Annotated in this window: 22 protein-coding genes and 1 pseudogene; 9 read left to right on the plus strand and 14 right to left on the minus strand. The window is 60.1% G+C overall.

Annotated elements, in window-relative coordinates; genetic code table 11:
* The gene (locus KI235_RS05450; RefSeq protein WP_212795580.1) at positions 1–525 is read left to right on the plus strand and encodes a nuclear transport factor 2 family protein; all 525 of its coding nucleotides are present in this window, start codon (positions 1–3) and stop codon (positions 523–525) included.
* Positions 526–746: 221 nt separating this feature from the next.
* On the plus strand, positions 747–2,117 hold the full coding sequence (locus KI235_RS05455) for an MFS transporter (protein WP_212795581.1): 1,371 nt from the start codon (positions 747–749) through the stop codon (positions 2,115–2,117).
* A 516-nt stretch (positions 2,118–2,633) separates the two neighbouring features.
* On the opposite strand, the gene KI235_RS05460 is transcribed toward KI235_RS05455, so the two are convergent.
* From KI235_RS05460 to KI235_RS05470, 3 genes are read right to left on the minus strand one after another with little or no spacing between them, the layout of a single operon-like run.
* Positions 2,634–3,518, minus strand: a complete 885-nt coding sequence (locus tag KI235_RS05460; RefSeq protein ID WP_013692341.1) for an acetoacetate decarboxylase family protein — start codon at positions 3,516–3,518, stop codon at positions 2,634–2,636.
* 60 nt (positions 3,519–3,578) lie between these two features.
* The gene (locus tag KI235_RS05465; protein WP_212795582.1) at positions 3,579–4,502 is read right to left on the minus strand and encodes a fumarylacetoacetate hydrolase family protein; all 924 of its coding nucleotides are present in this window, start codon (positions 4,500–4,502) and stop codon (positions 3,579–3,581) included.
* A gap of 28 nt (positions 4,503–4,530) precedes the next feature.
* The gene (locus KI235_RS05470; protein WP_013692343.1) at positions 4,531–5,463 is read right to left on the minus strand and encodes a VOC family protein; all 933 of its coding nucleotides are present in this window, start codon (positions 5,461–5,463) and stop codon (positions 4,531–4,533) included.
* Between the two features lie 314 nt (positions 5,464–5,777).
* Here KI235_RS05470 and KI235_RS05475 point away from each other — a divergent pair, with 314 nt between their 5' ends.
* From KI235_RS05475 to KI235_RS05485, 3 genes are all read left to right on the plus strand, one after another.
* Positions 5,778–7,301 (plus strand): carbohydrate porin, encoded by a 1,524-nt coding sequence (locus KI235_RS05475; protein ID WP_158307170.1) that lies wholly within the window; start codon positions 5,778–5,780, stop codon positions 7,299–7,301.
* A gap of 208 nt (positions 7,302–7,509) precedes the next feature.
* Positions 7,510–8,049 (plus strand): kinase inhibitor, encoded by a 540-nt coding sequence (locus KI235_RS05480; protein WP_013692345.1) that lies wholly within the window; start codon positions 7,510–7,512, stop codon positions 8,047–8,049.
* Between the two features lie 5 nt (positions 8,050–8,054).
* Positions 8,055–8,873, plus strand: a complete 819-nt coding sequence (locus KI235_RS05485) for a helix-turn-helix transcriptional regulator (RefSeq protein WP_039010639.1) — start codon at positions 8,055–8,057, stop codon at positions 8,871–8,873.
* 54 nt (positions 8,874–8,927) lie between these two features.
* Here the strand turns inward: KI235_RS05485 and KI235_RS05490 are convergent, their stop codons facing one another.
* The 5 genes and pseudogenes from KI235_RS05490 to KI235_RS05510 form a co-directional block, all read right to left on the minus strand.
* Complete coding sequence (locus tag KI235_RS05490) at positions 8,928–10,472, minus strand: DHA2 family efflux MFS transporter permease subunit (RefSeq protein WP_043042532.1); 1,545 nt, start codon at positions 10,470–10,472, stop codon at positions 8,928–8,930.
* A 751-nt stretch (positions 10,473–11,223) separates the two neighbouring features.
* Positions 11,224–11,880 (minus strand): annotated as a pseudogene (locus KI235_RS30340) (FCD domain-containing protein); the annotation flags it as partial.
* A gap of 111 nt (positions 11,881–11,991) precedes the next feature.
* Positions 11,992–12,603, minus strand: coding sequence for an NAD(P)H-dependent oxidoreductase (locus KI235_RS05500; RefSeq protein WP_013692349.1), 612 nt, complete (start codon positions 12,601–12,603; stop codon positions 11,992–11,994).
* The gene (locus KI235_RS05505; RefSeq protein WP_013692350.1) at positions 12,600–13,202 is read right to left on the minus strand and encodes a nitroreductase family protein; all 603 of its coding nucleotides are present in this window, start codon (positions 13,200–13,202) and stop codon (positions 12,600–12,602) included. The genes KI235_RS05500 and KI235_RS05505 overlap by 4 nt, the downstream gene beginning before the upstream one ends.
* 24 nt (positions 13,203–13,226) lie before the next feature.
* A complete protein-coding gene (locus tag KI235_RS05510; protein WP_039010647.1) occupies positions 13,227–14,507 on the minus strand; it encodes an acyl-CoA dehydrogenase family protein in 1,281 nt (426 codons plus the stop codon).
* A gap of 277 nt (positions 14,508–14,784) precedes the next feature.
* On the opposite strand from KI235_RS05510, the gene KI235_RS05515 reads away from it, so the two are divergent.
* The 4 genes from KI235_RS05515 to tadA all read left to right on the plus strand — a co-directional run bounded on the left by KI235_RS05515 (position 14,785) and on the right by tadA (position 18,919).
* Complete coding sequence (locus tag KI235_RS05515) at positions 14,785–16,317, plus strand: hypothetical protein (protein WP_212795584.1); 1,533 nt, start codon at positions 14,785–14,787, stop codon at positions 16,315–16,317.
* Between the two features lie 141 nt (positions 16,318–16,458).
* A complete protein-coding gene (locus KI235_RS05520) occupies positions 16,459–16,893 on the plus strand; it encodes a nuclear transport factor 2 family protein (RefSeq protein ID WP_060613410.1) in 435 nt (144 codons plus the stop codon).
* 152 nt (positions 16,894–17,045) lie between these two features.
* The gene (locus KI235_RS05525; RefSeq protein WP_003198067.1) at positions 17,046–18,422 is read left to right on the plus strand and encodes a multicopper oxidase family protein; all 1,377 of its coding nucleotides are present in this window, start codon (positions 17,046–17,048) and stop codon (positions 18,420–18,422) included.
* Positions 18,422–18,919, plus strand: coding sequence for a tRNA adenosine(34) deaminase TadA (gene tadA / locus KI235_RS05530; RefSeq protein WP_003198069.1), 498 nt, complete (start codon positions 18,422–18,424; stop codon positions 18,917–18,919). The genes KI235_RS05525 and tadA overlap by 1 nt, the downstream gene beginning before the upstream one ends.
* A gap of 202 nt (positions 18,920–19,121) precedes the next feature.
* On the opposite strand, the gene cmoB is transcribed toward tadA, so the two are convergent.
* The 6 genes from cmoB to KI235_RS05560 all read right to left on the minus strand — a co-directional run bounded on the left by cmoB (position 19,122) and on the right by KI235_RS05560 (position 26,120).
* On the minus strand, positions 19,122–20,078 hold the full coding sequence (gene cmoB / locus KI235_RS05535; RefSeq protein WP_013692355.1) for a tRNA 5-methoxyuridine(34)/uridine 5-oxyacetic acid(34) synthase CmoB: 957 nt from the start codon (positions 20,076–20,078) through the stop codon (positions 19,122–19,124).
* On the minus strand, positions 20,075–20,818 hold the full coding sequence (gene cmoA / locus KI235_RS05540) for a carboxy-S-adenosyl-L-methionine synthase CmoA (protein WP_003198073.1): 744 nt from the start codon (positions 20,816–20,818) through the stop codon (positions 20,075–20,077). Before cmoA ends, cmoB begins: the two co-directional genes overlap by 4 nt.
* Before the next feature lie 118 nt (positions 20,819–20,936).
* Entirely contained in the window at positions 20,937–21,572 is a 636-nt protein-coding gene (locus tag KI235_RS05545; RefSeq protein ID WP_003198074.1) for a lysoplasmalogenase, read from the minus strand.
* Between the two features lie 2 nt (positions 21,573–21,574).
* Positions 21,575–21,967 (minus strand): protease inhibitor I42 family protein, encoded by a 393-nt coding sequence (locus KI235_RS05550; RefSeq protein ID WP_003198077.1) that lies wholly within the window; start codon positions 21,965–21,967, stop codon positions 21,575–21,577.
* A 216-nt stretch (positions 21,968–22,183) separates the two neighbouring features.
* Positions 22,184–24,598, minus strand: coding sequence for an endopeptidase La (lon, locus tag KI235_RS05555; RefSeq protein ID WP_003198079.1), 2,415 nt, complete (start codon positions 24,596–24,598; stop codon positions 22,184–22,186).
* Between the two features lie 208 nt (positions 24,599–24,806).
* Positions 24,807–26,120 (minus strand): MFS transporter, encoded by a 1,314-nt coding sequence (locus KI235_RS05560; RefSeq protein WP_003198081.1) that lies wholly within the window; start codon positions 26,118–26,120, stop codon positions 24,807–24,809.
* Positions 26,121–26,372 lie beyond the last annotated feature (252 nt).

A 26,372-nucleotide genomic window follows, 5' to 3' on the forward strand; every position in this document is an offset into this window, starting at 1 on the left:
ATGAGCGATTTCATGATCATTGACGGTATCGCACAGATCCACGACCCCAAGCTCTATGAAACCTGGCTGGACAGGGAAGATTATCTGGCGGCAGTGTCGGCATCGCCCTCTCCGGAAGTCGCCGCGACAAAGCGTCTTCTCATCGATTTTCAGGTGGCGCTTGCCAAGATCGTCCGCGACAAGACGGTCGAGGAAAATGTCGCGGCCGTCATGACGAAGTTCGTCGGCGACGAATATATCCAGCATGACCCGAATGCGTTGGGCAACGGTCGGGACAATCTGATCGAGTATTTGCGCAAGGCTCCCCTGGACAGAGGCACGGCTCCTCCGGTGGTGAGTGTGACCGTCGAAGGCGAACTGGGGTGTGTCATGTTCAGGCATCCGATGCCGGATCCCGTCGCGCGGGGGCAGACTTACGATTGGTACATCCTCACCACCTTTCGGGTCCGCGGTGGAAAGCTCATTGAGCACTGGAGCGCCTTCCAAAAAATGCAGGCACCGTTGATTCCAAAACCTTCGGCTTAAGTGAAATCGGCGCGCTGGCGCGACATTGTGGTCAATCCTGGCAATGGTATGCACGACCCTGCTTCAACACCTGGGCACAGGATGAAGAGCAGGGCGGTGAGCGCTATACGGGTCGATGCCGCGATGTCGCTCCCCAGGGCCAGGCATTCACACTTCAGGTTAATCAGTAATAGGCGTGCACTAATAAAATCAATAAAAACCAATAAAAAGGACTCATGTCCATGGGACAGGCGCAGATCTCTTCTACTTCTCCGCTTCAGAAAAAAACACTACGAGCGTATTTTGCAGATCTGGTTGGTGCCCCCGGAAAAGCCCGCAGGGCTTTGTTGGGCGCTCTGGTCTTGATGGTCATCAGCCCGGCAGGTTTTTCGGCCATTACCCCCTTCGTGACAGCTGCCTTTTCAGCAGCGACACACCAAACGCAATCTGAAGCGATCCTGATCTTTGTTGCGATGCCGCTGTTGCTCGGCCCACTCATCCTGCCGATCGCAGGTGCATGGGTAGATCGCTGGGGGGCAAGGGCCGTCACGATTCCCGCCGTGATTCTATACGCGGCGACGACAGCGCTGATCCCCCTCGCCAGTGGCGCACCGTGGTTGCTTGCTCCGCTGATCATCCTGGCTGCGATGTTTGGTTTCATGTGCAGTCTCGCGGTGGTTTTCAAAGTCATCACCGGCTGGTTTCCCGAGCATCGAGGCATCGGGTTTGCACTGATTGGCATTCTTTCAAGTTTTACCGGGGCGGTATTTTCGCCAGTGTTCCAATGGTTGATATATGGAAGTTCGGGAGGTGACGGAGCGGTTTCTGCGCTTGGCCAACCCGGTGGCATCGGTTGGAGCGGGGCCTACTTCGTGATGGCCGGCTTGATTGCCGTGTTGGGCATTCCCTCGGGACTCTTTCTGATTTCAGAGCCTGCCGGCCGTACGCTTGGCAGGTTCCTTCCCATGCCCGTAGCGTCGTTGCGCAAGCATGATGTACCTGGCGTATCCCTTGGAGCCGCCATCAAGACAAGGACCTGGATATCGATCACTTTCTTCCTGGCGATTACGGCGGCGGGCCCCATGACCGTGCGCCAGAACTCCGTTGATTTCTTCCAGCAGCGTGGCTTTGATTTAGGCGACATCGCACTTTCGCAATCCATCCTATTCATGGCTTCGATCGTGGGCCTTCTGATCGGCGGCATGGTCCTTGATCGCAGTCGCCGGCCATGGATCATCGCGCCCTTGCTCGCGATGGTGCCGATGGGGCTGATCATCGCTTACGGCAATCACGGCTCGGTTCCTTTGTTGTATATAGCAATGGGTGCTCTGGGATTTGCCACTGGCGCGGAGTCAGCGCTTGGCCCATTCCTGATTGCTCGTTATTTCGGCCCCAAAGCCTTCGCACAACTCCAGGGTTTGACGTTGGCAATCTGCTCGCTGTCTTTTGGCCTGACCCCCTTCGTTGCCAGCGTCATGGCACTGGCGGTCGGGAGCTACTTCATTCCGTTTGCAATCCTCATCGGGCTTACGATGGTCGCGGTTGTGGCGGCGGCGCTGCTACCGGGTTATCCGCCAGAGTGGCCAGTACCCGTTGACATGGATGCAAGGTGAACACTGCGAGGGCTGAATTCTGTGGTAACGGCTGCGGGCGGTTCCGCTCTTACAGCGGGTCACTTTCGAAAAGCCGGAATGCCGGCCCAGGCGAAAGTAACCAAAGCGCTTTTGCCCCACCACTCGGCACCTCGCTAACGGGGCGCCGAAATCAACGTCCACCGCGAGGCGGCCTTACAGCCGACCTGGTTCTCCTGGTCGTACACCCATCAGCTCTGTGGGAGCAAAGCTTGCTCGCGAAGAGGCCGGCACATTCGACATCTTCATCTGCTGCGGCACCGCCTTCGCGAGCAGGCTCGCTCCCACAGGGGAAACGCGATCAATCAAAAAACAGGTCGGCTGTCAGGCTGCCTCGCTAAGCTTTTGGTCTGGGGCGCACCGTTAACCATGATGGCCAGAGTGCGGGCATGCCGAGCCTAGGCGAGGCCAGCGGCCGTTACCGCAGAAATGGATATACACGCCAAAACAAGTAAATACCAAGCCCCCAAATCCGATCGCGAAAACGCCAACCTGCGGTTATTCCACAGGCCGAATCACATTGGCACTGACACCGATGCCCGGTCCGGAAAATTCAATCATCTCTGCACCCAGGTATTCGAGGATCTCCAGGTCCGCCAGACCATTGACCACATGGAAGGTCGTCGGCAATTGTTCGAACGTCGCGCGATTCCATTTCACTGAGCCGCCCGTTCCCTTCCACTTGCGGAAGTTCGCATCGGTGAATTTGATCGGCGAAGTATCGCCTGTCGCACCCGGCAAAGGTTGCGAAGTGGTTGCATAGGCGATATCGCAGCCACCGCTGCCCAAAGGTCCGGTGCGTGGCATGTATTTATAGAACAACGACGCGCCGCCAGGTCCGGGAAGACGCTTGTCGCTCGAGGTTTCGGCAAGGCCGTTCAATTCGATCTCGAAGAATCTGAAACCAAACCACGAGGCCTCGCCACCAGCCGTCCCCGCTGCGTGATCGATGTCCGGAAGTGGGATATCCGCAAACAGCTTGGGAAAACCCAACTCCTCCCGGCCCGTCATGATCGCGTCGGCAACGCCTTCGAACAGGACAGGACAAAATGACCCTTCGATTGTCTCGCTACGACCGGTATAGATCGCCGGTATTTCTACGTTGAGAATGCCGTAGCCCCGGCCGGCGAGCCACCAGAGGTTATGGAAATACGCCAGTGAGATATGGACCTGCGGCTCGCCGCGCAGCGCGAAACCTGGCGGCAGGATGCGCTCCAGGCTTGAACGCTCGGTGCGGTAGCTCACGGTCATCCATTGTGCGTTCATCGTGCCGGTTTCTTCCGGCCTCCAGAGGGTGCCATCGGCTTTCTGGCGGGGCCCTGGCGCGGGGCCGAATACGGCGGGCATGCGATAGCGCACGCCGGGCTTGAGTTCGATCGTCATGGGACGTCTCCTGTCTTTATTGTTTGCACAATGGGTTGTGACGCGGCGGCGTCTGTCGCATCACCAGGCCCTTTTGGGGGCAAAGTAGGTATCGCTAAGGACCGTCCCTGTCGGTTCGACGGCGACCGTATTTTCGATATAGCCCAGGTGTTCGATTTCCACGCGCACTACGTCCCCAAGCTGCAGGAATTTCCCCAGTGCTATGCCGACGTTTGCGCAGGTGCCCGTTGCAATCAGATCACCTGGCTCCAGTGTCATGACTTGCGAGAGCTCGTGGATCTGCTGCCAGATGTTGTAGATCATGCCCCCCGTGCTGGTGCTTTGGCGCGGCTCGCCATTGACCCACAGATTCATCTGCAACGCGTGGGGGTCGGCAATCTCATCGGCCGTGGTGATCCATGGACCGATCGGCCCGTGGCTGTCGAAGGACTTGCCGAGGGTGTAGGTCTGGCTCTTGAACTGCCAGTCGCGTGCCGTCACGTCGTTTGCGACGAAGTAGCCGCCGACCACGCTCGCCGCTTCATCGACAGACACGTAGCGGCAGCGTCGCCCGATCACGACACCCAGTTCGGCTTCGTAATCCATCATCTGCGAGACGTGTGGCTTGTAGATCGGATCGTACGGTCCGGTGATGCATGAGACTTGTTTGTTGAACCACAGCTGGTTTTTCGGCACCGCGATCCCGGCCCGTGCCGCTTCCTCGGCGTGATCGTGGTAGTTCATGCCGATGGCGAGGTATTTCTGTGGGTCGGGAATCGGCGCTTCGAGCCGGACTTCGGCGAGCGGAACCCCGCCCGTCGCGCCCTCGAGCCGTTGCGCAAGCCACTCGATATACATCGGCCCTTCGGCGAGCACCTCACGAATGGTGTCAGGCGCCGCTGGATCGAGTGCCGAGAGCGGCACGACACGATTACCCACGACAATGCCGATGCTCGTGACACCCGGGTGAAAGGTACTGCCGTAGGAATAACGCGCAAGCTTCATGAAGGCTTCCTGAAAAAAGACGATAGGGTCACTCGTAGAATTCCGGCATCAACGGCGGGGCCCACTGGCTCATTTCGTTGTTGGAGATTTCGGCGTGGCCTACGGGCATGCCGTCGTTGACCAGGTCTCCGTCGGTCCAGTGCTCGATCTTGTTGCCAAACGGATCACGCCAGTAATCGAAGATCTGGCTGCCTTGAACATGGCGACCTACACCCCATGAATGTGTGTAGCCACGTTCCCGGAGGTATTCGCCGCCCTGGAACAGATCGTCCAGATCCAGCACCTCGAACGCGCAATGATCGAAACGTGCGATGCCATCCTGCGCAGCCACTAGCGCGATGGTGTGATGGTCGGTCCACTGCTCTCCGAGGCCACAGTGCAGAAAGGCGGCGATGGTGTTCTGCTTGTCGCCGGCCCAGTAGGTGTCCGAGGGACGGAAGCCCAGCACGTCGCGATAGAACGCGAGCGTTTCCTGAAAGTTCGGCACCAGCACCGCTACGTGCCCCAGGCGTACGACCGAACTCGGTTGGCGTGCCACACGGACCTTTTCGCCGAAGCGCTGGCGCCGCACTGACGGATTCATAGCCAGTGGCTCGCGCGCCGCCAAAGGTTCATGGCGCGCCTGGCCGTGAATGACATCGACCACGAACCCTGCCGGATCGGTGAAGCGCACACGCTTGCCGCCACCGGGTTCGGGGTTGTCCTCTACAGACAGATTCAAGTGCGTGGCGAGTCGTTCCAGGTCGGCAAGCGACTGAGCCACCAGCCCGAACCCTACGGTAGCGCTCTTGTTTCCAAGTTCACTGATGTGCACATGATGTTCGGCGCCCGCCGCCCGCATGAACAGAGTGCGCTCGGTGCGCGCGACCCGATGCAGTCCAAAGTCGACCAAAAACTGTTCCATGCATTCCAGGTCGGGAACCTGGTAGCGCACAAATGCAATGTCTTTAACGGTAATCAACGCCCACCTCCTTTCGTTGCAACGGCCCCGCCAGGTATGGCCTGGCTCGCTGTGGCTGGAACCCATGACGCTGTTGGCAGCCAGTCACGATTAGGCATCGAAATATCGGTGGGATATAGGTGTATCAATACCGCTGGCGAACGCGGACTGCCCATCAAAAACGGGCAACGGGAAACACGCGGGGGCGTCAGGAAAATCGATGGTTTCAGGAAAAGTGACGAGTGGACCACCCCTTTTTACCCATCACGAGGGAAAACAGTCCGGGGCAAATGTCGCGATAGATGCACCTATTTTTTGAGAATGCAGAGCGGATCATGAGCACTCGTAGCAGTCACCGCTACTCAAATAATAATAAGGGGAACACCGTGCTCTACATGAATGATAAGAGAGAGGCTGTGCTTCAGACTTGCCTTGCAGCAACGCGGTCGCCGTCAACGCTCAACGTAATCTTGCTGATGTCGATGTTCACCTTCCTGAGCGCGCCCGAATGCAGGGCGCAGGCACAAACACAGGACGGTTCGCAGACACCCGTAGCGCCTACGGTGCAATCAACGCAAATCCTGACCCCTCCGCCGTTGGAGGGGACGACGCTTCCACCGGTCGATTCAAAGTGTCTCAAATACGATCAAACCAATACCCGGATCATGAGCACGATCTATTTGCCGACGACGTGCGATACCATTTCGCCAACCTTGTTCGGTCTTCGAGACGCGCTGACTGACGCAGGTTGGGGCATACGCGGTCGGGTAAGTGCCGCGATGGATTACGATGTTAAAAACAGGTACAGCTCTTCCACACCACAAAAGTATTCCGGGCAAAATCTTAGCGCTTACACAATCAGCAACGTCTATGTCACTTATGATTTGGGGCGAAACGGATTTCCGTTGGGTTCCCAGTTTACCGGTAGCCTGACTCAGGTTAACTCTTCTGGTGGGCAGGGCGAGCCGGCTGATATGGACCCGGCGGTGGCCATTCTGGGGGTCACTGTACCGTTGCTGGATAATGCGCTGGAACTCAAAGCCGGCTACTTTCTGTTGAGTCAGGATTTTGTCGGAAGCAATCTTACCGGCAACGCGGGAACCGTCTCACAAGGGGTGCAGAGTTCAATCCCTGCGTTGGTGGGGATGAGTGTGTTCACCCCAACGCCAACGGCGGAAATTACCATCAGGGATCCTTGGACCAAGAACTTCTATCTCCACTCTGCGGTGTCCAATAGCGTCAGTTCTGAAGGTGCCATCACGGAGTTGGAGCGAAATCCTACGGGGCTGAAGTGGGGCACCAAAGACACCGGCCCGATGTATGTCAATGAAGTGGGTTACAAAACGGCAATGACCCCCACTAGCCTGCCTGTCTGGGCCCGGGCCGGTTTTATCTACAATACAACCGACTATGCCAAGTTCAACGGGGGGCAATCAGACGATAACTACGCAGCCTATGCCGGCCTGACGATGCAACTCACCAAAAACGCGACTAACCCTGGAGGTCTGAACCTCGATATAAAAGTCGATGCGGCGCCCTCGGACCGCAATATCTACACCAAAGATTTTGCGATTAACCTTTTTTATGTGGCTCCCTTCGAGAGCCGACCATTCGATATGGTTTCGGTCGGGTACAGCAAGTCCTGGGAAAGTCCTGAGCTACAGGATGCTGTCGCAGCGGGTGGGGTTCGAAACACTTCGAGAGTGACCAGCCAAGGAGCCGTGTCGTACGCGTATCGACTGGATCAAGGCATATATTTCATCTCGACCGCGTCTTACGTCACGAACCCTGGAACGGTGGCGGAAGAGGAAATGCCGGCGGCCCTGATTGTCAACGCGGCGTTAATGTTTAACTTCTGATAAAACAGCTGCTCACCGCTCGCAAAGGGTGGGCAGTAGTTATATTTTTCCAGGTCATCGAGCTTGAGCCGCACCTCTTCGAGAGGGCGTCGATCGGTGGCCTGAACCAATCGAGCGTTTCGGCACAGTTGTCGAGCATTTCGGCACATTAAACCGTCGTTGTTCAACCTAGACTCTCGCTTCATTTTCAGCCTTGAGCGGAGTCGCTATGAACATCAGATCAATCCTGCCTGCACTTTCCATGGCTGTGGTATTCAGTGGACATGCCGCCGACTTTTCACTGACCAGCCAGGACATTGCTGACAATCGCCCATTGACCCGGCGGGAAGTGTTCCAAGGCTTCGGTTGCGAAGGCGGCAACACCTCCCCGCAGCTTTCCTGGATAAACGCCCCCACCGGCACTAAAAGCTACGCGATCACGGTCTACGATCCCGATGCGCCGACGGGTAGCGGTTGGTGGCATTGGACGGTCTTTAACCTGCCCGCTTCTGTCCATAGCCTGCCAAGAGGGGCGGGGCCGAGTTTGCCTGCCGGTGCAGTACAAGGGCGAACTGACTTTGGTCAATCCGAGTTTGGCGGCGCGTGTCCTCCAGTTGGGGATAAACCCCATCGCTATCAATTCACCGTATGGGCATTGAAAGTCGATAAGCTAGCGCTCGACAACCAGGCCAGCGGGGCTTTGGTCGGGTACATGCTCAATGCCAACGCCTTGGCCAAAGCGACCATTACTTCAACTTACGGACGTTAAGCACGATGCACCCTTGTGAGGGCGTACAGCACCGGGAAAATATTATCGATGCGTGTGTCATTCGGGCGCGCCAGCCCCTGACCTTGTCAAGGGTGCCGGTGTTCGTGACGACTTTGTGTCGAGTACGACAAGGGGAAAAGTTGTTGCAGTGGGATGGCCGGGAGATGCGCGCCGGGCCGCAACATCTGATACTGATGCCGGCCGGGCGCGAGTTGGGTCTCTCAAACCTGCCCGGTCTCCACGGCCACTACATCGCCGATGCGGTGACCTTTCCCGCCTCGACATTGCGCAGCTTCAGTACCCGTTATAGCCAGCAGATCATGAGCCGTCGCGGTGCACTGAAGAGTGATCTATGCGTTCCCCTGGACAGGCACACGATACAGGCATGGGATCAGTTGCTGGCTGCCATCAGCGCGGACGCCCCGCCTGTATTACGCACACATTATGGGGAAGCGGTTCTCCTGGGCCTGTGCCTTGGCGGCCAACTCGGCCCCTTGCTGATGGGGCGCAACGATCCACTTTGCGAACGTGTACAGCAGTTGGTCATGGGCAACCCGCAGAGAGATTGGACGGTGGCGGACGTCGCACAACACCTGAACCTGGGTGAGTCGACGTTGCGTCGCCAATTGGCAAATGAAGGGGACAGTTTCCGCAATATTCTGGAGGGCGTTCGATTGGCGACTGCGCTGCAATGGCTGCAGACCACTTCTCGCCCCATCGGTGAAATTGCCGGGACCTGTGGTTACGCCTCGGCCTCTCGTTTTGCAGTGCGCTTCCGTTCGCATTATGGCCTCTCGCCGCGGGAATTGCGGGCAGGGATTTAAGCGTTCCGCGAGGCCATGAACTTGTTGGCTTTCAAGGCGCGGGACACGTTCCAGTCAGGTGTTTGCCCGAGAGCTCCCTTCACTGATCCGCTGCGCAGAGGGCGCATCCCCATTGCCTTCTACCGCCGTTTTGCTCAGCAAGAATAGGGCGGCGAACCCCGACAACACGATGAGAGCGAGCGCCCAAAGAAAAGCGTGGCTGAATACCTGTTCGAGCCCGAGCGAGAGATTGAGCTGCGCGGTCGCAGCGACTCCCGAGGCCAACTCTCCAGCGCTGCTGCCTGGAGCGGAGGTGGCTATCCCACGCGTCAGGATCACTGCCAGCAACGCCGTGCCGAGCGCGCCACCGGCTCGCTGCAAAACGTTCAGCCCACTCGTGGCACGAGCGATCTCGTGCTTTTGTAATGTACTGAGCGCCGCGCTCGTCGCAGGCATCATGGTCGCGCCTTTGCCAAAGCCCACAATGAACAGCATCACTTCAATGCTCCAGAGCGGTGTTGTATTTTCGACCATGCTCAGGCCCAGAACAGCACATGCCGTGCACAAGATGCCGAATAACACCACTTTTCCGGCCCCGATCTTGTCGGCCAGATAACCCGCCGTTGGCATTGAAAGCACCGCCCCGAGCCCTTCCACGACGACCAGGAGACCGGTGTCGAAAGCCGAATAGCCACGCACTATCTGGAAATACAGGGGAAACAAAAGGGACATGCCGAAAGCGGCTGCGCTCAACAAAAAGGTGGTGAAGGCGACGGCACCCACGGTCCGACGACCAAACAGCCGGACGTCGATCAGCGCATTGTCGCGCCGCCGGGCATGCAGGATGAACCCGACGATCATTGCCACACCTGCCAGTGCACAGGCATCGGCTGTCATTGAGTTGAAGCTGCCGGCAGCGGTGATTTGCGTAAGGCCATAGATGAAGATCCCCAACCCTGGGGGAAGAAGCAACAAGCCGCGCCAGTCCAGGGTGTGCTGGGGTTTGGATTCGTCAGGATCAAGTACACGGTAGGCGACATACAACGCAATCGCACCGACCGGCAGATTGATGAGGAAGATCCAGCGCCAGGAAACGTCATCCACCAACCACCCGCCCAAGGTCGGGCCCAGGATCGGGCCCAGCACCATGGGCAGTCCGATGATGCCCATCAGGCGCCCCATGCGCTGTGGGCCGGCGGCAAGGCTCAGGAGCGTCATGCCGGTGGGCAGGATCATGCCGCCACCGAGCCCCTGCAGCACGCGGAACAGGATCAGCGATGACATCGACCAGGCGGCGCCGGACAAGGCGGATCCGATTAAAAACAGCAGGATCGAGATCAGGTACAGGCGTTTGGTGCCGAAGCGGTCGGCCGCCCAACCTGCCAGAGGGATGATCGTAGTAAGGGCTAGCATGTAGCCGGTCGAAATCCACTGGGTGGTTTCCAGCGGAGCCTGGAAGGATGTTGTCAGACCCTGGATCGCAACATTGACGATTGTCGTGTCGAGGATCGACATGAATGCGCCCAGCACTACTACGCCGGCGACACGTATCAGATGCGGGTCCAGTCTGTCGGGCCGTTCGGAATCCGGAGTGGCGGGAGCGGGTTCGACGATACTCATGAGCCCCCATGATTTCGCGCTTCATCAATTCGCTTTTGCGCCTGGCCGCACTGACGGCAGCCATTGCATCGCCCATTCGGACGGCACGCGAGATCTCCAGGCTGCACGCTTGCATGGCCGAGGGCACCTGGCCTGAGAAGTAGGAAAGATCCTCCCACCTCTTACTGAGCAAGGATTGAAGTGCCAGGCTGCGCACGAGAATCACGAGGATCGGGTTGCCCATCATTTCGAACAGCGTGTTATCGATGTCGATGAGGTCGGTCAGCTTGGCGATTTTCTGCGAAGGCAAATCGTTGTGCGAGGAGGGGGCAGTGCCATTGTTGCGTTCGGCAGCTACGCGGATTCCTTCGATCACGAGCAGGCTCGACAACTCGAAGTTTTGCTCCAGGGAGATGCCGCAACTCGCGATACCGGAGCTGATCAAGCGTACGATCGTTCCGGTCCTGGGTTGCGTGCTGACCACGCCGCCGCTGCGTCCGCGGCAGCATTCAACGATGCCCAGATCCTCGAGTATGCGCAGGGCCGGGCGGACGATTTCGCTGGCGAAGCCGTAACGAGCGCCGATATCCCACTCGGATCCGAGCTTGAACGACACCGTTGCCGCATGGGCCAGAATTTCCTCGACGATCAATCCCGCCAGGCGACCGGAGGAGTTTTTCATGTCGAGGAAGGTCGTCGTTTGTTCAAAGCTGACTTGATCCATCGGTCGGTTCACCCCAACCAGGTCAAGCGAATGGATGCGGTCCCGGACCAGGCAGCATGCCATTTCCGCGTCACCTGAGCGCATGGCCTCGATGAGGGCTTTATCCAGCAGTTCTGTGTGGATCTCGGCTTTTTGTGGATCGGCGGCAACGAAGCGTTGTTGCAGTTCTTCCAGAAGATCCATCAGGAAAGCGATCGCTGGATTGCCGCAGGCGTGGGCTAATTGACGATAGAAGTTTGAACCTGACGCCTTGCCGATATTGGACGGGGTGTCCTGGTAGATAAAGGGCACGTTGCGCCTGATGAGCGAGCGGATGGCCAGCTGACAGACGATGAGACGTGCATCGCGAAGAGCGAGCGGCGAGGTGCGGCTGAGGACCAGATGCAGGATGAGCGCTTGTACGGTGTCGTTCAATCCTGGACGGGAAACATAGAGACCACCACCGACACCTCGGCGGACATTGATGAGCCGGCGTGTCTGCATGATGGCGATGACTTCCTGGCAGACCTTGCGTCCCATCCCGAAACGCTGCCGCAGTTCTGAAACCGAACCGATGAGATGACCTTCCGGCCAGTCGCGAGCGCAGAGGTCTTCTTCCATCTCGGCCACGATGTCATGCGCCAGTTTATGCCGTCTGTTGTCTGGGCCGGCAATACGTTCGCTGAAGTCGCGTCGGACCTCAGTCCTAAGATCGGGAAAGTTCATGACGTCTCCACTTATTCTTATTTTTGGTTTATGCCGACGCTCGATCGAACGCCGGCGAAGTACCTGTCTTTTTCCGTCCTCTTGGGCTGTCGCGTGAACCGCTTTGGTTTTCTAGTTGATGTTTCTGAGCGGCCTTGAGGGCGCTTGCGTCGCGTGATGGGCCGACCGGCCCGCGAATTCGACGACCTGACGGCCAACCAGATTGAGCTGATTGGCTGCCGCCTCGTCCTGGCAGACACCGTTGGAAAAGATCTTTCCGCTTGAGTTGATGGCGGCCCCCATGGGGGTCGGCCAGCCGCGAAGCGCGTGAACGATCGAACGCAGCGCGCCGAGGGTCCCACCGGTCGCTTGCCAGCCATACGCGGTCGCGATCAACCCGACGGGCAACCCATCCAGGTAGACCCTCTTGTCCTTGGACATTTCTTCGAAGTAGTCGATGGCGTTCTTGACCAGACCCGAGATGGAGCCGTGATAGCCAGGGCTGGCGATGATGAGCCCATCGGCTGCGCGAACTGCCTCGATCAGCGCCTGTCCGTCGCTGTTGAGAGGGCCGCTGCCGTAGTGCGGGAGCGCCAGGAGAGCTTCACCGTCAAAGAGCTGCGTTCTCCCACCTGCGGCTTGCGCGGCCGATAGGGCGATGGTCAGTGCCTGTTCGGTGGAGGAACCTTTGGAAGCCGTACCGCCGATGCCGACGATAAAGGGTTTGTCCGAGGACATGTTCATGACTGGAAACCTCCCTCCATGACCAGCTCCTCGACCGGCAGCCGATTGTTGGGCTGCTCGCGTTCCTGCAAGGGTGGAGGCAACTGACTCTTATCGCCGATCCTGCCGATGGCGATAATGGTTTCGACCCGATAGGTCTTGGGCACATCAAGCGCTTGATAGGTGCGCTCGACATCGAATCCAGCCATCGCATGTGCGTACCAGCCAAGTCGTGTCGCCTGCAGGGCAAGATAGGCCCAGGCCGCGCCAGCATCGAGCGAATGGGTGTAGGAAGGAACGGGGCCGGGTGCGCCAGGCAGTTGCGCCATATTGGCCGACACAAGCACGACCAGCGCCGAGGCTCCGGCGGCCCAGCCCTGGTTCATGGGCACGAGCAGATCGAACAGCCGCGACCATTGCGGCGTGTCTTTGCGCGCATAGATGAAGCGCCAGGGTTGCGAGTTAAAAGACGACGGTGCCCAATGCGCGGCCTCGAAGAGGGTCATCAGGTCCTGGTCGGAAATGACCGCATCCCGATCAAACGCGCGTGGGGACCAGCGTTCCAGAAAGATCGGATCGATGGGGTAAGTCGAGGTTCGGGTGTTGGAAGAACTGGACATGGTTTTTTTCTCTTTGTGAAGGTGTCAGCGTTGGGCCAAGCCGCCGGCGAACATGTTGAAGGGCGCAAGACCAAGAACGTGGCGTCCTGCGATTTCTGCAGCTGGATCCCGACGGATAGCACCGTGGGTCAGCATTACCCGTGCATCCCGGGCGAAGCGTTGAATAGGGTTGCGCAGGCTGACGGTCGAAGAACCGATGCAAAGCTGCATCTCGTCAATGGCCTCGCCGCAGAGATTTGCCGCATAGACCAGGCTCATCGTGGCGAGAGATTCCTCGCGAGGCAGGAAGTCTTCCGCTCGGCGGGTGCGTGCATCGACTTCGTCAGCCGTTTGCAGGATCAGCGCCTCGGCGGCTTTGATCTTGGCGTGCACCAGCCCTGCGACGACCTGGGTCGACGGCGTTGCCGCGACTGTTTCATAAGGCAGGTTGAAGGGCAGGCGCTTGTTGGCCTGTTCGACGAAGCAATCAAGACAGCCCCTTGCCATGCCGAGGGTGATGGCGATGTTGGCGAGCGCCGTGGACAGCATGGTCGCCATGGGGCCCATCCGATACGTGAGCCCTTCATAGTTCTGTGCAAGAGCACCCAAGGCCACAGGCAGGTCCGCATGGCGGATCACGCGATACGCCGGAACGAAGATCTCGTTCTTGGCCACGATGCTGTTGCTTGAACTCGCGCCCATGCCCATGACGTACCAGTCGTCGAGGATCTCGTACTGATCTCGAGAGATCAGTGCCAAGCCACGGACAGGCTTGTCGTCCTCTTGCCATTCGATGCCAACGACGGCCCATGCGGCATAACTGCAGCCGCTGCCGTACATCCACTTGCCCGTGACCAGGAACCCCTCGTCGGTGCGCTTGGCCTGTCCGACGATATTGGAAAAGATCGAAGCCCCTACTGCGGCCGGTCCGACCCAATCGGCGATCTGCGCCGAAAATTCGTCGACCGCCTGCGGACTGAACGCCAGGACCATGCGGATGCCGGACGCAGCAAAGCCGCTCCAGCCGGCAGAGCCATCGGCATAAGACGCGGCGGCGATCACTTCTACCAGATCACGGGCGCCGAAGGCCGAACCGCCGAATTTTTCCGGCAGCGTAATACGAAAAAAACCGGTCTTGTCCAACGCCCGCAATGCCTCGGGTACGAGCGCCGTCGCTTTCTCGCTTTCCCACGCGGTTTCGCGCAGCAGCGGTGTCAGCGCCAGGATCGCATCGCGCATCTGGATTGCTTCGGGACTTGGGCCGGGGGCCTTGATGGGCCCGACGCTGGAATCCGTCGGCTGGTTGAGCTTGCTGAGTGGGTTCATTTTTTTGTCGTTTTCGTCGGGTTGAACATGGCGAAGATAGTGGCGCCCACCCGGCGGGGAAACGAAGTCTCAGAGGGTTACGCTCATCAGGCTTGAACGCCGACGGCTACTTGTGACGTGTTGTGACCTGTGCGGCCATGGCGCCATGGGGTATGAACCGAAAAAAGGGATTAGGATGCGTAAATCTGCCGCACGATGAACGAGCATGACCATGGCTCCAAGTGTCATCACCACCGTCGACCTGCAAGAGGAGCGCGCCATCGCGGCGCTGCATGCTGTGCTGCAAAGCGAAACCTTTCAGCGCACCAAACGCCTGCGGGAGTTGCTGCAGTACCTGGTGTCTGAAACGCTGGCTGGCCGTGGTGATCGGCTGAAACAGTTCAATATCGCCGTGGATGCCTTCGGTCGCGATGGGGGGTTCGACCCGCGGGTCGACACCAGCGTACGGACCGAAGCCTGGCGACTGAGAACCCGGCTGGAGCTTTACTATCGGACCGAGGGCGCGCTGGACCCGGTGCGAATTTCGCTGCCCAAAGGAGGGTTCACACCCAGGTTCCAATTCATGGCCAGGGGGATCGAGACGGCAGCGCTGCGAACTCCCGTGCGTGAGCAAGCCCGACCACGGCTGCTGATTCTGCCCTTCTCAGGGCTGAGCATTGACGAGCCCGACTTGGTCACCTCGTTTCATGATGAGATCAGCCTGTACCTTGCCAATCTCCCGGGCCTGGCTGTGCTTTCCCAGGGCTCCAGCCAGAAGTTCGGTCAGGCCGCCACGGACCTGCAGCTTGTCGCTCAAGCGGCACACGCGTCCTATGTCATGGAAGGAAGCCTGTTCCGGCAAGATCGGACCTATCGGTTGAATGTGCGCATCATCGATCCAATCCAGGATGTGGCTGTTTGGTCGGGACGTCATGAGCAGCAGGTGGACGACATGATTGCCTTTCAACGCAAGGTCGCGACCGAGGTTGCGTCCTCCATTCACGCCTGGCTCAGTTCCAGGCCTTGTGCAATGGTCGACGAGGATGAGAGGGCGCCGCGCTATGTGCTGCGCGATAACAGTCTGTTGCGTGAATATTTGCGTGGCGCGATCCATGACCGGACAGCCGGTGAACAGGTCGCCCTCGGGGTGGGGCGCCTCACCAGCGGCTATGCCGATGAAGCGACGATGATGTTCAACCAGGCAATCATGGCCAGCCCGGCAGATGGCTTGCCCCATACCGCGATGGGGTTGGGCTACCTTCAAGCCGGGCGGCTGAAGGAGGCATACCAGGCCGCCGAGCGTGGCGTCGAACTGGCTCCGCGATCGGCCTTCGCGCTTTCTTCGCTGGCCGCGATCTGCATGCACATGCGCGACTTCGATGGGGCGATCATGTTCGCCCAGAGGTCTGTGGCGCTGGCGCCCGAGTTCGATGCGGTCAAGCTATTGCTGGGCGATTGCTTCCTTTATGCCGGACTTGCCAACACCGCTATCGCTCAATTGGAAGAAACCTGCCGTTTAATGGACGAACATCCAATCGCCTTGGGCCACCTGGGCTACGCCTATGCCCAAACCGGACAGGAAACCAAGGCAAGGCAGCTTTTGAATGTTTTGCAGGACAGTAGCGACAATCCGCAGGGACCGAACTCGGCGGCGATGACGATGATTCACGTCGGGTTGCAAGAGGTGGAGCAGGCTTTTCATTGGCTGGATCAAGCCCTCACTTCGCGCACTCATACCCAGGAATTATTGCTGCTCACATCGCCCGCCTACGACATCCTGCGTTCCCATCCTCATTTCAATTCATTCGCCGGTCGCCTGAACGCTTCCTAGGTCTTATTCACAGGAAGGTGGTGCGACCCTCTGTGACTTACGTGCGCGATTTTCCCCTCGGCATACTCCTGAGCAGAACCTGACCCACTGAAAGGGGCAGGGCCTGTATTCATGTGATGTTCTGCCACGGAAATAAAAACTATGACTAACCAACACCAATCGATGGATCAAGCCGCTCGTAACCGTCAGCTCGTGATCGATTTCTACCGGCATGTGTTCGATGCTCGCAATCCTGCGGCGGTAAAGGATTTCGTGACGGAGGACTATCGGCAGCACAGTGATCATCTGCCGGGTGGTCGTGCCGGCCTGGAGGCTCTGGTGGCTGAAATATTTCGCGGCCAGCCGCCGCTGCCGGTCAGACCGGACTTGCTCATACCGCCAACGCTCCTGGTTGCCGAGGGGGATATGGTGGTGATCGCGGGCGAATTTCCCCAACCTGAGCCGCAAGACCCAACGCGGACCTATCCCTTTTTTGTGTTCGATGCCTATCGCGTGCGTGATGGAAAACTCGCCGAACACTGGAGTGGCATCAACAAGATCGCGCCGCCTAAACACCCCGAGATGTCGAAACCCTGAAAGTTGAGCTGATAGGGACTGAGAAGACCTGTGGATAATTTCTATAGGTTTTTTCATTTTTGCAGCCCTTACCGTTTCTCATCTGCGGGTGTATCGTATTCGCCTTTTGCGGGCCCAACGGTTCGCCGCGGATTCAATAGGTGGTTGCGTTCATGTCCTTTACCCGTCGCCAAATACTCGGTGGCCTGGCCGGTCTTGTTGTCGTTGGCGTGGGTGCGGGAGGTGCGTCACGGTATTGGTTGGGCAAGCGCGCCGATGCCGAGGCCGGTCATGACTATGAATTGATCGCCGCACCGCTGGACGTCGAGCTGGTGGCCGGGCACAAGACCCAGGCCTGGGCGTTTGGCCCCTCGGCGCCGGGCACCGAGCTGCGGGTGCGCCAGGGCGAATGGTTGCGGGTACGCTTTATCAATCACCTGCCGGTCGCCACCACCATTCATTGGCACGGGATCCGTTTGCCGCTGGAGATGGACGGCGTGCCGTATGTCTCGCAATTGCCGGTGTTGCCGGGCGAGTATTTCGATTACAAGTTCCGTGTGCCAGACGCCGGCAGCTATTGGTATCACCCTCACGTCAACAGCAGCGAAGAGCTTGGGCGGGGGCTGGTGGGACCGTTGATCATCGAAGAGCGTGAGCCCACCGGCTTCAAATACGAGCAGACCCTGAGCCTCAAGAGCTGGCATGTGGACGAGCAGGGCGAGTTCGTCGCGTTCAGCATTCCCCGTGAAGCGGCGCGTGGTGGCACGGCCGGCCGGCTGGCGACCATCAACGGCGTGGCGCAAGCGGTGATTGACCTGCCGGCCGGGCAGATCACCCGGGTGCGCTTGCTCAACCTGGACAACACCCTGACGTATCGCATCAACATCCCAGGCGTAGAAGCGCAGATCTATGCGCTGGACGGCAACCCCATCGAACCGCGCCCGTTGGGCAAGGAATACTGGCTCGGCCCGGGCATGCGCATTTGCCTGGCGATCAAGGCACCGCCAGCCGGTGAAGAGTTGTCGTTGCGCAATGGCCCGGTGCGCCTGGGCACCCTGCGTTCGGTGCCTAACAGTGACGCGCCGAGCCAATGGCCGCCGGCGCTGCCGCCCAACCCGGTGTCGGAGCCGGACCTGGCCAATGCCGAAAAACTCAACTTCAATTTCGAATGGGTCGGCTCGGTGTCGGTCAATGTCGACAATGGCAAGCCGCCGAGCCTGTGGCAGATCAACGGCAAGGCCTGGGACATCACCGACAAGACCTGCGCCGACCGGCCGATCGCCACGCTGAAGAAAGGCCAGAGCTACATTTTCGAATTGAAGAACATGACCCAGTACCAGCACCCGATCCATTTGCACGGCATGAGTTTCAAGGTGATCGCGTCGAACCGGCACAAGGTCGTGCCGTATTTCACCGACACTTACCTGCTGGGCAAGAACGAACGGGCGCAGGTGGCGCTGGTGGCGGATAATCCAGGCGTGTGGATGTTCCACTGCCATGTGATCGACCACATGGAAACCGGCCTGATGGCCGCCATCGAGGTGGCTTGATGCGCCAGATTCGCCCTGCCAGGATCATCGACCGCAGCCGTGACCAGGACTTCATGCGCGAAGCCCTGGCCCTCGCCGCACAAGGCGCAGCCCTGGGCGAAGTGCCGGTGGGCGCAGTGCTGGTGCAGGACGGCGAGATCATCGGGCGCGGCTTCAACTGCCCCATCAGCGGCCACGACCCCAGTGCCCATGCGGAAATGGTCGCCATCCGCGCCGCCGCCCAGGCGGTGAGCAACTATCGCCTGCCCGGCAGCACGCTGTATGTGACGTTGGAGCCATGCAGCATGTGCGCTGGCCTGATCGTCCATTCGCGTATCGCCCGGGTCGTCTACGGCGCCCTGGAGCCCAAGGCCGGCATCGTGCAGAGCCAGGGGCAGTTCTTCAGCCAGGGTTTCCTGAACCATCGGGTGATGTACGAGGGCGGGGTGCTGGCGGAGGAATGCAGCACCGTGCTGAGTGAGTTCTTCAAGGCCCGAAGAGCCAAGCCCTCAGACTGACACCGTCCCCCTGTGGGAGTGAACCTCTGTGGGAGTGAACCTTTGTGGGAGTGAACCTTTGTGGGAGTGAACCTTTGTGGGAGCAAGGCTTGCCCGCGATGAACGATAACGCGGCCTTGCTATAGACCGCGGTGCCTCCATCGCGGGCAAGCCTTGCTCCCACAGGGGTTTTGTGGTGCTTGGGTGATTCAGCTTGGGCGATTTACTTGCGCGCCACGATCACCGCCCGCATCGGCGCCGGCAGCCCTTCGATGGTCTTGCTGTGGTCGGCGGGGTCGAGGAAGTCGCTCAGCGACTGATACTTCATCCACTCGGTACTGCGCTGTTCCTCTACGGTGGTCAGGCTCACGTCCACGCAACGCACATCGCTGAACCCGGCGCGGCGCAGCCAGCGCTCCAGGGCCGGGACCGACGGCAGGAACCACACGTTGCGCATCTGCGCGTAGCGGTCCTCGGGCACCAGCACCTGGTGTTCGTCGCCCTCGATCACCAGGGTTTCCAGCACCAGTTCGCCGCCCTTGACCAGGCAGTCCTTCAAGGACAGCAGGTGCTCGATCGGCGAGCGCCGGTGGTAGAACACGCCCATGGAGAACACCGTGTCGAAACCTTCCAGCTCCGCTGGCAGGGCCTCGAACGGGAACGGCAGGTGCCAGGCGTTGGGCTGCGACAGGTAGCGCTGCACCGCCTGGAACTGGCAGAAGAATAGCCAGTTGGGGTCGACGCCGATCACCGTGTCAGCTCCGGCGCCGAGCATCCGCCACATGTAGTAGCCGTTGCCGCAGCCCACATCGAGGATGCGTTTGCCTTTCAGGTCCAGGTGCGGGGCCACTCGTGACCACTTCCAGTCCGAGCGCCATTCGGTGTCCACGTGCACGCCAAACAGGTCGAAAGGTCCTTTGCGCCATGGCGACAGGCCCATCAACGCGGTACGCATTTGCGCACGGGTTTCGTCGGAACAATCGGTGTCGAGCGTCAGGCCGTTCAGCAGGTCGACCGTGGTGGGTTGCAAGGCCGGTAGCGCATCGAGTGCGCTTTGCCAACGCTCCAGATCGCCATGGCCCTTTTCCATCTTGCTGTCGAGTTGCGTCTGCAGCGTCGCGGCCCAATCGGCCAGGGGCGTGCCGGCCAGATGGCGGGCGAGGGGGGACAGATCAATCATGGCAGGGCAATCAACGAGGCGAAGTTAAGACACTGGAACCACGGCACGACTTTCGAGAACCCGGCCGCCAGCAGGCGTTCGCGGTGTTCTTCGAGGCTGTCGGGCTTCATGACGTTTTCGATGGCGCTGCGTTTCTGGGCAATTTCCAGCTCGCTATAGCCGTTGGCGCGCTTGAACGCCACGTGCAGGTCGGTGAGCAGGGCGTGTTCCTCGGCATCGTTGAAACGCAACTTTTCCGACAGGATCAGGGCGCCACCGGGCAGCAAGGACTGGCGAATGCGGCTCAACAATGCGGTGCGTTGGTCCGGCGCGATGAATTGCAGGGTGAAGTTCAGTGCCACCACCGAGGCCGGCTGGAACGTCAGGGCGAGGATGTCGCCTTCGATCACTTCCACCGGCAGCAGCTCCTGGAACATCGAGTCCTGGCCGTTGAGGTATTCGCGGCAGCGCTCGACCATGGCCGCCGAGTTATCCACAGCGATTACCCGGCAACCGTCGGTGCGCACGTGGCGGCGCAGGGCCTGGGTCACGGCGCCCAGGGACGAGCCCAGGTCGTAGAGCACGCTATTGGGCTGGGCGAATTGCGCGGCGAGCACGCCGAGGTTTTCGACGATGGTCGGGTAGCCCGGCACCGAACGCTTGATCATGTCCGGAAACACCCGCACCACGTCCTCGTTGAAGGCGAAGTCCGGCACTTGGGCCAGGGGTTGGGCGAATAGGCGATCGGGGTCTTTGCTCACGGCGGTTCCAGCGGCATGGGTGGTGAAAAGGCCGGCATTTTAACCAAAAAAACTGTGGGAGCGAGCTTTGTGGGGCAAGCCTTGCTCCCACAGACCTTGCTCCCACATTTATCTTTGTTCAGTGCCGCTTTTGGATAAACGCCGACGCCGTAATCCCCCATTGGCCCAGCCAATAACTGACGATGATCAGGTAAGGCGCGGCATGGAAGGGCTGCACGAACCGGTTGATGCCGATCAGGCTGTCGGAGAACACAAACGCCAGTGCCCCGGCGGCGGCCAGCCAGGCCGAGCGTTTCGGCACGCCGCTGCCCAGCCGCGCCAACGCTCGCCAAAGCATGGCGCTGATGGCCAGGCCGTAGACAATCACCGGCACCAGCAACGGCCCGAGGCCGTTCGAGACCAGAATCCCCAATAGCACCGCGCCGATGCCCAAGGCCAGGGCCAATGGCAGCAGTGCCGGGCGGCGGCAGTCGCTGAGGTAGGCTTTCAGGTAGGCCAGGTGCGCCAGCAGAAACGCGCCGAGGCCGAACACGAACAGATCCCCCGGCCAGGCCAGCAACACATCACCCACCAGCGAAAAAATCAGCCCGAGGCTGATCCAGCGCCGATAGTCACTGGGCGGCGCATCGTGCAGCCAGCCGAGCAGGGCCAGGACCGGCATGGGCTTGACCAGCAGGCACAAGAGTGTGGCGTGCACGCTCAGGCCGTACAGGTAGGTGGCTGCGCCCATCAGTGCAAGGATCAGCCAGCCCACGGTCAATTCACCGAAATGGCGCAGTCAAAGGTTTCCACGGGCGGCACTTCCGGGGCCCAGGGCTGTTGATAAGTCAGGCGCAAGCGCCCGGTGCCGGTACTGAACGCTTGGAAGCGCCAGGTCGAGACACCCGCGGCGCCAACAATGCCGGCGTCTTCAGGATTGCGATAAACCTCCGGACCCAAGCCTTTGAGCACGCCACCGGCCGAATCCTGGATCGCCCAGCGATAACCGGTGGTGGGGTTGCTGGGCAAGCTCAGGATCAGGTTCTGCCCGTTATTGAGCCTTACCGGGCACTGGCTCAGTTTTTCCACGGTCACGTTGTTGCCGGTTTGCGTGGCGCAGGCGCTCAGCAGGGCGAGGCTGAGGGGGACGAGCAGGCGGGTGAGGGACATAAGGGTGGTGGCTCCGGCATTTACGACGAACGGCGAGCATAACCGAAGATGATACTGGGTGTGTCAGCTGGGCATATGTTGTTGCTGATGCCGCCTTCGCGGGCAAGCCTTGCTCCCACAATGGATCTTTGTTGCAGACAAAATCTGTGAGCGACATTTAACCCGGTGGGAGCAAGGCTTGCCCGCGATGGGGCCCGCACAAGCGCTAGAGGAACATCAGAACAACACCTTGGCCACATCCGCAAACCGCTTGGCAAAGTGCACCGTGACGCCTTCCTTGAGGTAGTCCGGCAGTTCTTCGAAGTTGCCCCGGTTGGCTTCCGGCAGGATCAGCTCGTTGATTTTCTGCCGCCGCGCCGCGATGACCTTCTCGCGCACCCCGCCAATCGGCAGGACGTGCCCGGTGAGGGTCAGTTCGCCGGTCATGGCCACGCCTTTTTTCGGCGGCTGGTTGCGGGCCAGGGACAGCAATGCGCTGGCCATGGTCACGCCGGCGCTCGGTCCGTCCTTGGGCGTGGCGCCTTCCGGTACGTGCAGGTGAACGAAGGCCTCGTCAAAGAACTTCGGATCGCCGCCAAATTGCTTCAGGTGCGAACTGACATAGCTGTGGGCGATTTCCGCCGATTCCTTCATCACGTCCCCCAGTTGCCCGGTCAGCTTGAAGCCGCGATTGAGGGTGTGGATGCGCGTCGCCTCGATCGGCAAGGTCGCGCCGCCCATGCTGGTCCAGGCCAGGCCGGTGATCACGCCGATGCCGGACAACACCTGCTCGTTGCGAAATACCGGTTTGCCCAGGGAGGCTTCGAGGTCCTTCGGCCCGAGCTTGATCACGGCCTTGGGGTCGTCGATCAGCTTCATCACCGCCTTGCGCACCAGTTTGCCCAGCTGTTTCTCCAGCTGTCGCACCCCGGCTTCACGGGCATAGCCGTCGATCAGGGCCTTGAGGGCGCTGTCGTTGATACTCAGGCTGCCCTTGGACACGCCAGCCTTGGCCAGTTGCTTGGGCCACAAGTGACGCTTGGCGATGGCGACTTTTTCTTCGGTGATGTAGCCCGACAGGCGGATCACTTCCATCCGGTCCAGCAGCGGGCCGGGGATCGAGTCCAGGGTGTTGGCGGTGCAGACAAAGAGCACTTTCGACAGGTCCAGGCGCAGGTCCAGGTAGTGGTCGAGGAATTCGACGTTCTGCTCCGGGTCGAGGGTCTCCAGCAGGGCCGAGGCCGGGTCGCCCTGGTAGCTCTGGCCCATCTTGTCGATCTCGTCGAGCATGATCACCGGGTTCATCACTTCGACATCTTTCAGCGCCTGCACCAGCTTGCCCGGCTGGGCGCCGATGTAGGTGCGCCGATGGCCCTTGATCTCGGCTTCGTCGCGCATGCCGCCGAGGCTGAAGCGGTAGAACGGCCGCCCCAGGGATTCGGCGATGGATTTGCCGACGCTGGTCTTGCCCACGCCCGGCGGGCCGACCAGCAGTACGATGGAGCCGCTGATCTCGCCTTTGTAGGCGCCGACGGCGAGGAACTCCAGGATGCGGTCCTTGATGTCGTCCAGGCCGGCGTGGTGCTGGTCGAGCACCTTGCGCGCGTGCTTGAGGTCAAGCTTGTCCTGGCCATACACGCCCCACGGCACCGAGGTTGCCCAATCCAGGTAATTGCGGGTGACGGCATATTCCGGCGAACCGGTTTCCAGGATCGAGAGTTTGTTCATTTCCTCTTCGATGCGCTTCTGTGCCTGGGCCGGCAGCACCTTGCCTTCGAGCCGCTGCTCGAACTGTTCGATATCGGCGCTGCGGTCGTCCTTGGTCAGCCCCAGCTCCTGCTGGATGACCTTGAGCTGCTCCTTGAGGAAGAACTCGCGCTGATGTTCGCCGATCTTGTTGTTGACCTCGGCGGAAATCTCTTTCTGCAGCCGCGCCACTTCGACTTCCTTGCGCAGCATCGGCAGGACTTTTTCCATGCGCTTGAGCATGGGCACGCAGTCGAGCACTTCCTGCAGCTCATTGCCGGTAGCGGAGGTGAGCGCAGCGGCAAAGTCGGTCAGTGGCGAAGGGTCGTTGGGGCTGAAGCGGTTGAGGTAGTTCTTCAGCTCTTCGCTGTACAGCGGGTTGAGCGGCAGCAGTTCCTTGATCGCGTTGATCAGCGCCATGCCGTAGGCCTTGACCTCGTCGGTCGGCTCACTCGGCTGGTGTGGATATTCGACTTCCACCAGGTACGGTGGGCGATGGTGCTTGAGCCAGGTGCGGATACGCACGCGGGTCAGGCCCTGGGCGACGAATTGCAGTTTGCCGCCTTCCCGGCTGGCGTGGTGCACCTTCACCAGCGTGCCATACAGCGGCAGTTTCGAGGTGTCGAAATGACGCGGGTCTTCCTGGGGCGAGTCCATGAAGAACAGCGCCAGGGAGTGATGGTCGGACTTGGCCACCAGCTCCAGGGTCTCGGCCCACGGTTCTTCGTTGACGATGACCGGCAACACCTGGGCTGGGAAGAACGGACGATTGTGGATCGGGATGATGTAGACCTTGTCCGGCAAGTTCTGTCCAGGCAGGGCCAGGCCGGTGCCGGAGGAGGTGTGTTCGATGTGTTCGGAGTCAGCGTATTCGTTGGTGGCTTCGGTAGAGTGCTGGTCGCTCATGGGGCACCTGCGCAATGGAGTATGGGTCTTAGATGGGGCAGGTGGGGGGTGGTTTCAATGGCGGGTGATTGTTAGCGGTTATTTCATTGACCGGTTTTGCCCCGTAGGAACTGCCGAGCGAAGCCAGGCTGCGATCTTTCCCCTGACGCTTGAATCTCAAGCGAAAGCTCAAAAGATCGCAGCCAGCAGCCGCGCCTGCGGGTTCGCGTCAGGCAACCCGGTTCAAGTCGTTATGACGCGTTTCCTTCAAGCACAGCACGGCGATCACGCTGAGCAGTGCGGCCGCTGAAACGTAGCCCCCGACATAACTCAAACCACCCATTGCCACCAGTTTCTGGGCGAAGAACGGCGCGGCCGAGGCGCCGACGATGCCGCCCAGGTTGTAGGCCGCCGAGGCGCCGGTGTAGCGCACGTGGGTGGGAAACAGTTCCGGCAGCAAGGCGCCCATGGGGGCGAAGGTCACGCCCATCAGGAACAGCTCGATGCACAGGAACAGCGCCACGCCGCCGGTCGAGCCGTGGGTCAGCAAGGGTTCCATGAGGAAACCCGAGGCAATCGCCAACACGCCGCCGACGATCAGCACCGGTTTGCGCCCGTAGCGGTCGCTGGCCCAGGCCGACAGGGGCGTAGCGGCGGCCATGAACAGCACGGCAAAGCACAGCAGGCCCAGGAAGGTCTCGCGGCTGTAGCCGAGGGTGGACACGCCGTAGCTCAGGGAAAACACCGTCGAGATATAGAACAGCGCGTAACACACCACCATCGCCGCCGCGCCCAGCAAGGTTGGCGCCCAGTACTGGCTGAACAGCTCGACCAACGGCACTTTCACCCGCTCCTGGCGGGCCATGGCATTGGCGAACACCGGGGTTTCATGGAGCTTGAGTCGAACATAGAGGCCGACGATCACCAGTACTGCACTGAGCAGGAACGGAATCCGCCAACCCCAGGCGCGAAATTGCTCATCGTCCAGGCTCATGGCCAGGGTCAGGAACAGCCCGTTGGCCGCCAGGAAGCCGATGGAGGGCCCCAGTTGGGGGAACATGCCGAACCAGGCGCGCTTGCCCTTGGGCGCGTTCTCGGTGGCGAGCAGCGCCGCGCCGCCCCATTCACCGCCCAACCCCAGGCCCTGGCCGAAACGCAGCACGCACAGCAGGATCGGCGCCCAGGCGCCAATGCTGGCGTAGCCGGGCAGCACGCCGATGAGGGTGGTGCACACGCCCATCAGCAGCAGGGACGCCACCAGCGTCGACTTGCGCCCGATCCGGTCGCCGAAATGGCCGAACAGCGCAGAGCCCAGCGGGCGGGCAAGGAAGGCGATGCCGAACGTCAGGAAGGACGACAGCATCTGTGCCGTGCCTGAGGTTTGCGGGAAGAACACCGGCCCGATCACCAGGGCCGCAGCCGTGGCGTAGACGTAGAAATCGTAGAACTCGATGGCGGTGCCGATGAAACTCGCGGTGGCCACGCGTGTGGTCGAGTTTGTCGGCTGGGCAGACACAGCCTCGTTGCAGGTAGCGGTCGTCATGCGGTTATCCCTGACAGTCATGTGCTCCATTGGAGCGAATTATTATGGTCGAACACCCAGGGATATGGGCGGGTATCCTTTCGCTGTTTCGGGTAGGAACAGTCGCAGGACTGATGCGGGTTTTGCCGATGAACTGGCTGGGTGCGGGTAAGCACGAGGTTCGGGCGGGGCTGGGTAAGCGGATTGAGTATAGGAAGGAGGCTAACGATTCAACAAGTGAGCTCGCACACAATATTGAAGCGTGCGCTGGGC

The organism is Pseudomonas sp. St386 (assembly GCF_018325865.1).
Classification (GTDB): domain Bacteria; phylum Pseudomonadota; class Gammaproteobacteria; order Pseudomonadales; family Pseudomonadaceae; genus Aquipseudomonas; species Aquipseudomonas brassicacearum.

Bases quoted from the DNA above. Each gene is read 5' to 3' on its own strand.
- KI235_RS05490 (WP_043042532.1), bottom strand. From the start codon at position 10,472: ATGAGTATCGTCGAACCCGCTCCCGCCACTCCGGATTCCGAACGGCCC.
- KI235_RS05450 (WP_212795580.1), top strand. From the start codon at position 1: ATGAGCGATTTCATGATCATTGACGGTATCGCACAGATCCACGACCCC.
- KI235_RS05550 (WP_003198077.1), bottom strand. From the start codon at position 21,967: ATGTCCCTCACCCGCCTGCTCGTCCCCCTCAGCCTCGCCCTGCTGAGC.
- KI235_RS05480 (WP_013692345.1), top strand. From the start codon at position 7,510: ATGAACATCAGATCAATCCTGCCTGCACTTTCCATGGCTGTGGTATTC.
- KI235_RS05510 (WP_039010647.1), bottom strand. From the start codon at position 14,507: ATGAACCCACTCAGCAAGCTCAACCAGCCGACGGATTCCAGCGTCGGG.
- KI235_RS05500 (WP_013692349.1), bottom strand. From the start codon at position 12,603: ATGAACATGTCCTCGGACAAACCCTTTATCGTCGGCATCGGCGGTACG.
- tadA (WP_003198069.1), top strand. From the start codon at position 18,422: ATGCGCCAGATTCGCCCTGCCAGGATCATCGACCGCAGCCGTGACCAG.
- KI235_RS05460 (WP_013692341.1), bottom strand. From the start codon at position 3,518: ATGACGATCGAACTCAAGCCCGGCGTGCGCTATCGCATGCCCGCCGTA.
- KI235_RS05520 (WP_060613410.1), top strand. From the start codon at position 16,459: ATGACTAACCAACACCAATCGATGGATCAAGCCGCTCGTAACCGTCAG.
- KI235_RS05560 (WP_003198081.1), bottom strand. From the start codon at position 26,120: ATGACGACCGCTACCTGCAACGAGGCTGTGTCTGCCCAGCCGACAAAC.
- KI235_RS05485 (WP_039010639.1), top strand. From the start codon at position 8,055: ATGCACCCTTGTGAGGGCGTACAGCACCGGGAAAATATTATCGATGCG.
- lon (WP_003198079.1), bottom strand. From the start codon at position 24,598: ATGAGCGACCAGCACTCTACCGAAGCCACCAACGAATACGCTGACTCC.
- KI235_RS05505 (WP_013692350.1), bottom strand. From the start codon at position 13,202: ATGTCCAGTTCTTCCAACACCCGAACCTCGACTTACCCCATCGATCCG.
- cmoB (WP_013692355.1), bottom strand. From the start codon at position 20,078: ATGATTGATCTGTCCCCCCTCGCCCGCCATCTGGCCGGCACGCCCCTG.
- KI235_RS05525 (WP_003198067.1), top strand. From the start codon at position 17,046: ATGTCCTTTACCCGTCGCCAAATACTCGGTGGCCTGGCCGGTCTTGTT.
- KI235_RS05465 (WP_212795582.1), bottom strand. From the start codon at position 4,502: ATGAAGCTTGCGCGTTATTCCTACGGCAGTACCTTTCACCCGGGTGTC.
- KI235_RS05475 (WP_158307170.1), top strand. From the start codon at position 5,778: ATGAGCACTCGTAGCAGTCACCGCTACTCAAATAATAATAAGGGGAAC.
- KI235_RS05455 (WP_212795581.1), top strand. From the start codon at position 747: ATGGGACAGGCGCAGATCTCTTCTACTTCTCCGCTTCAGAAAAAAACA.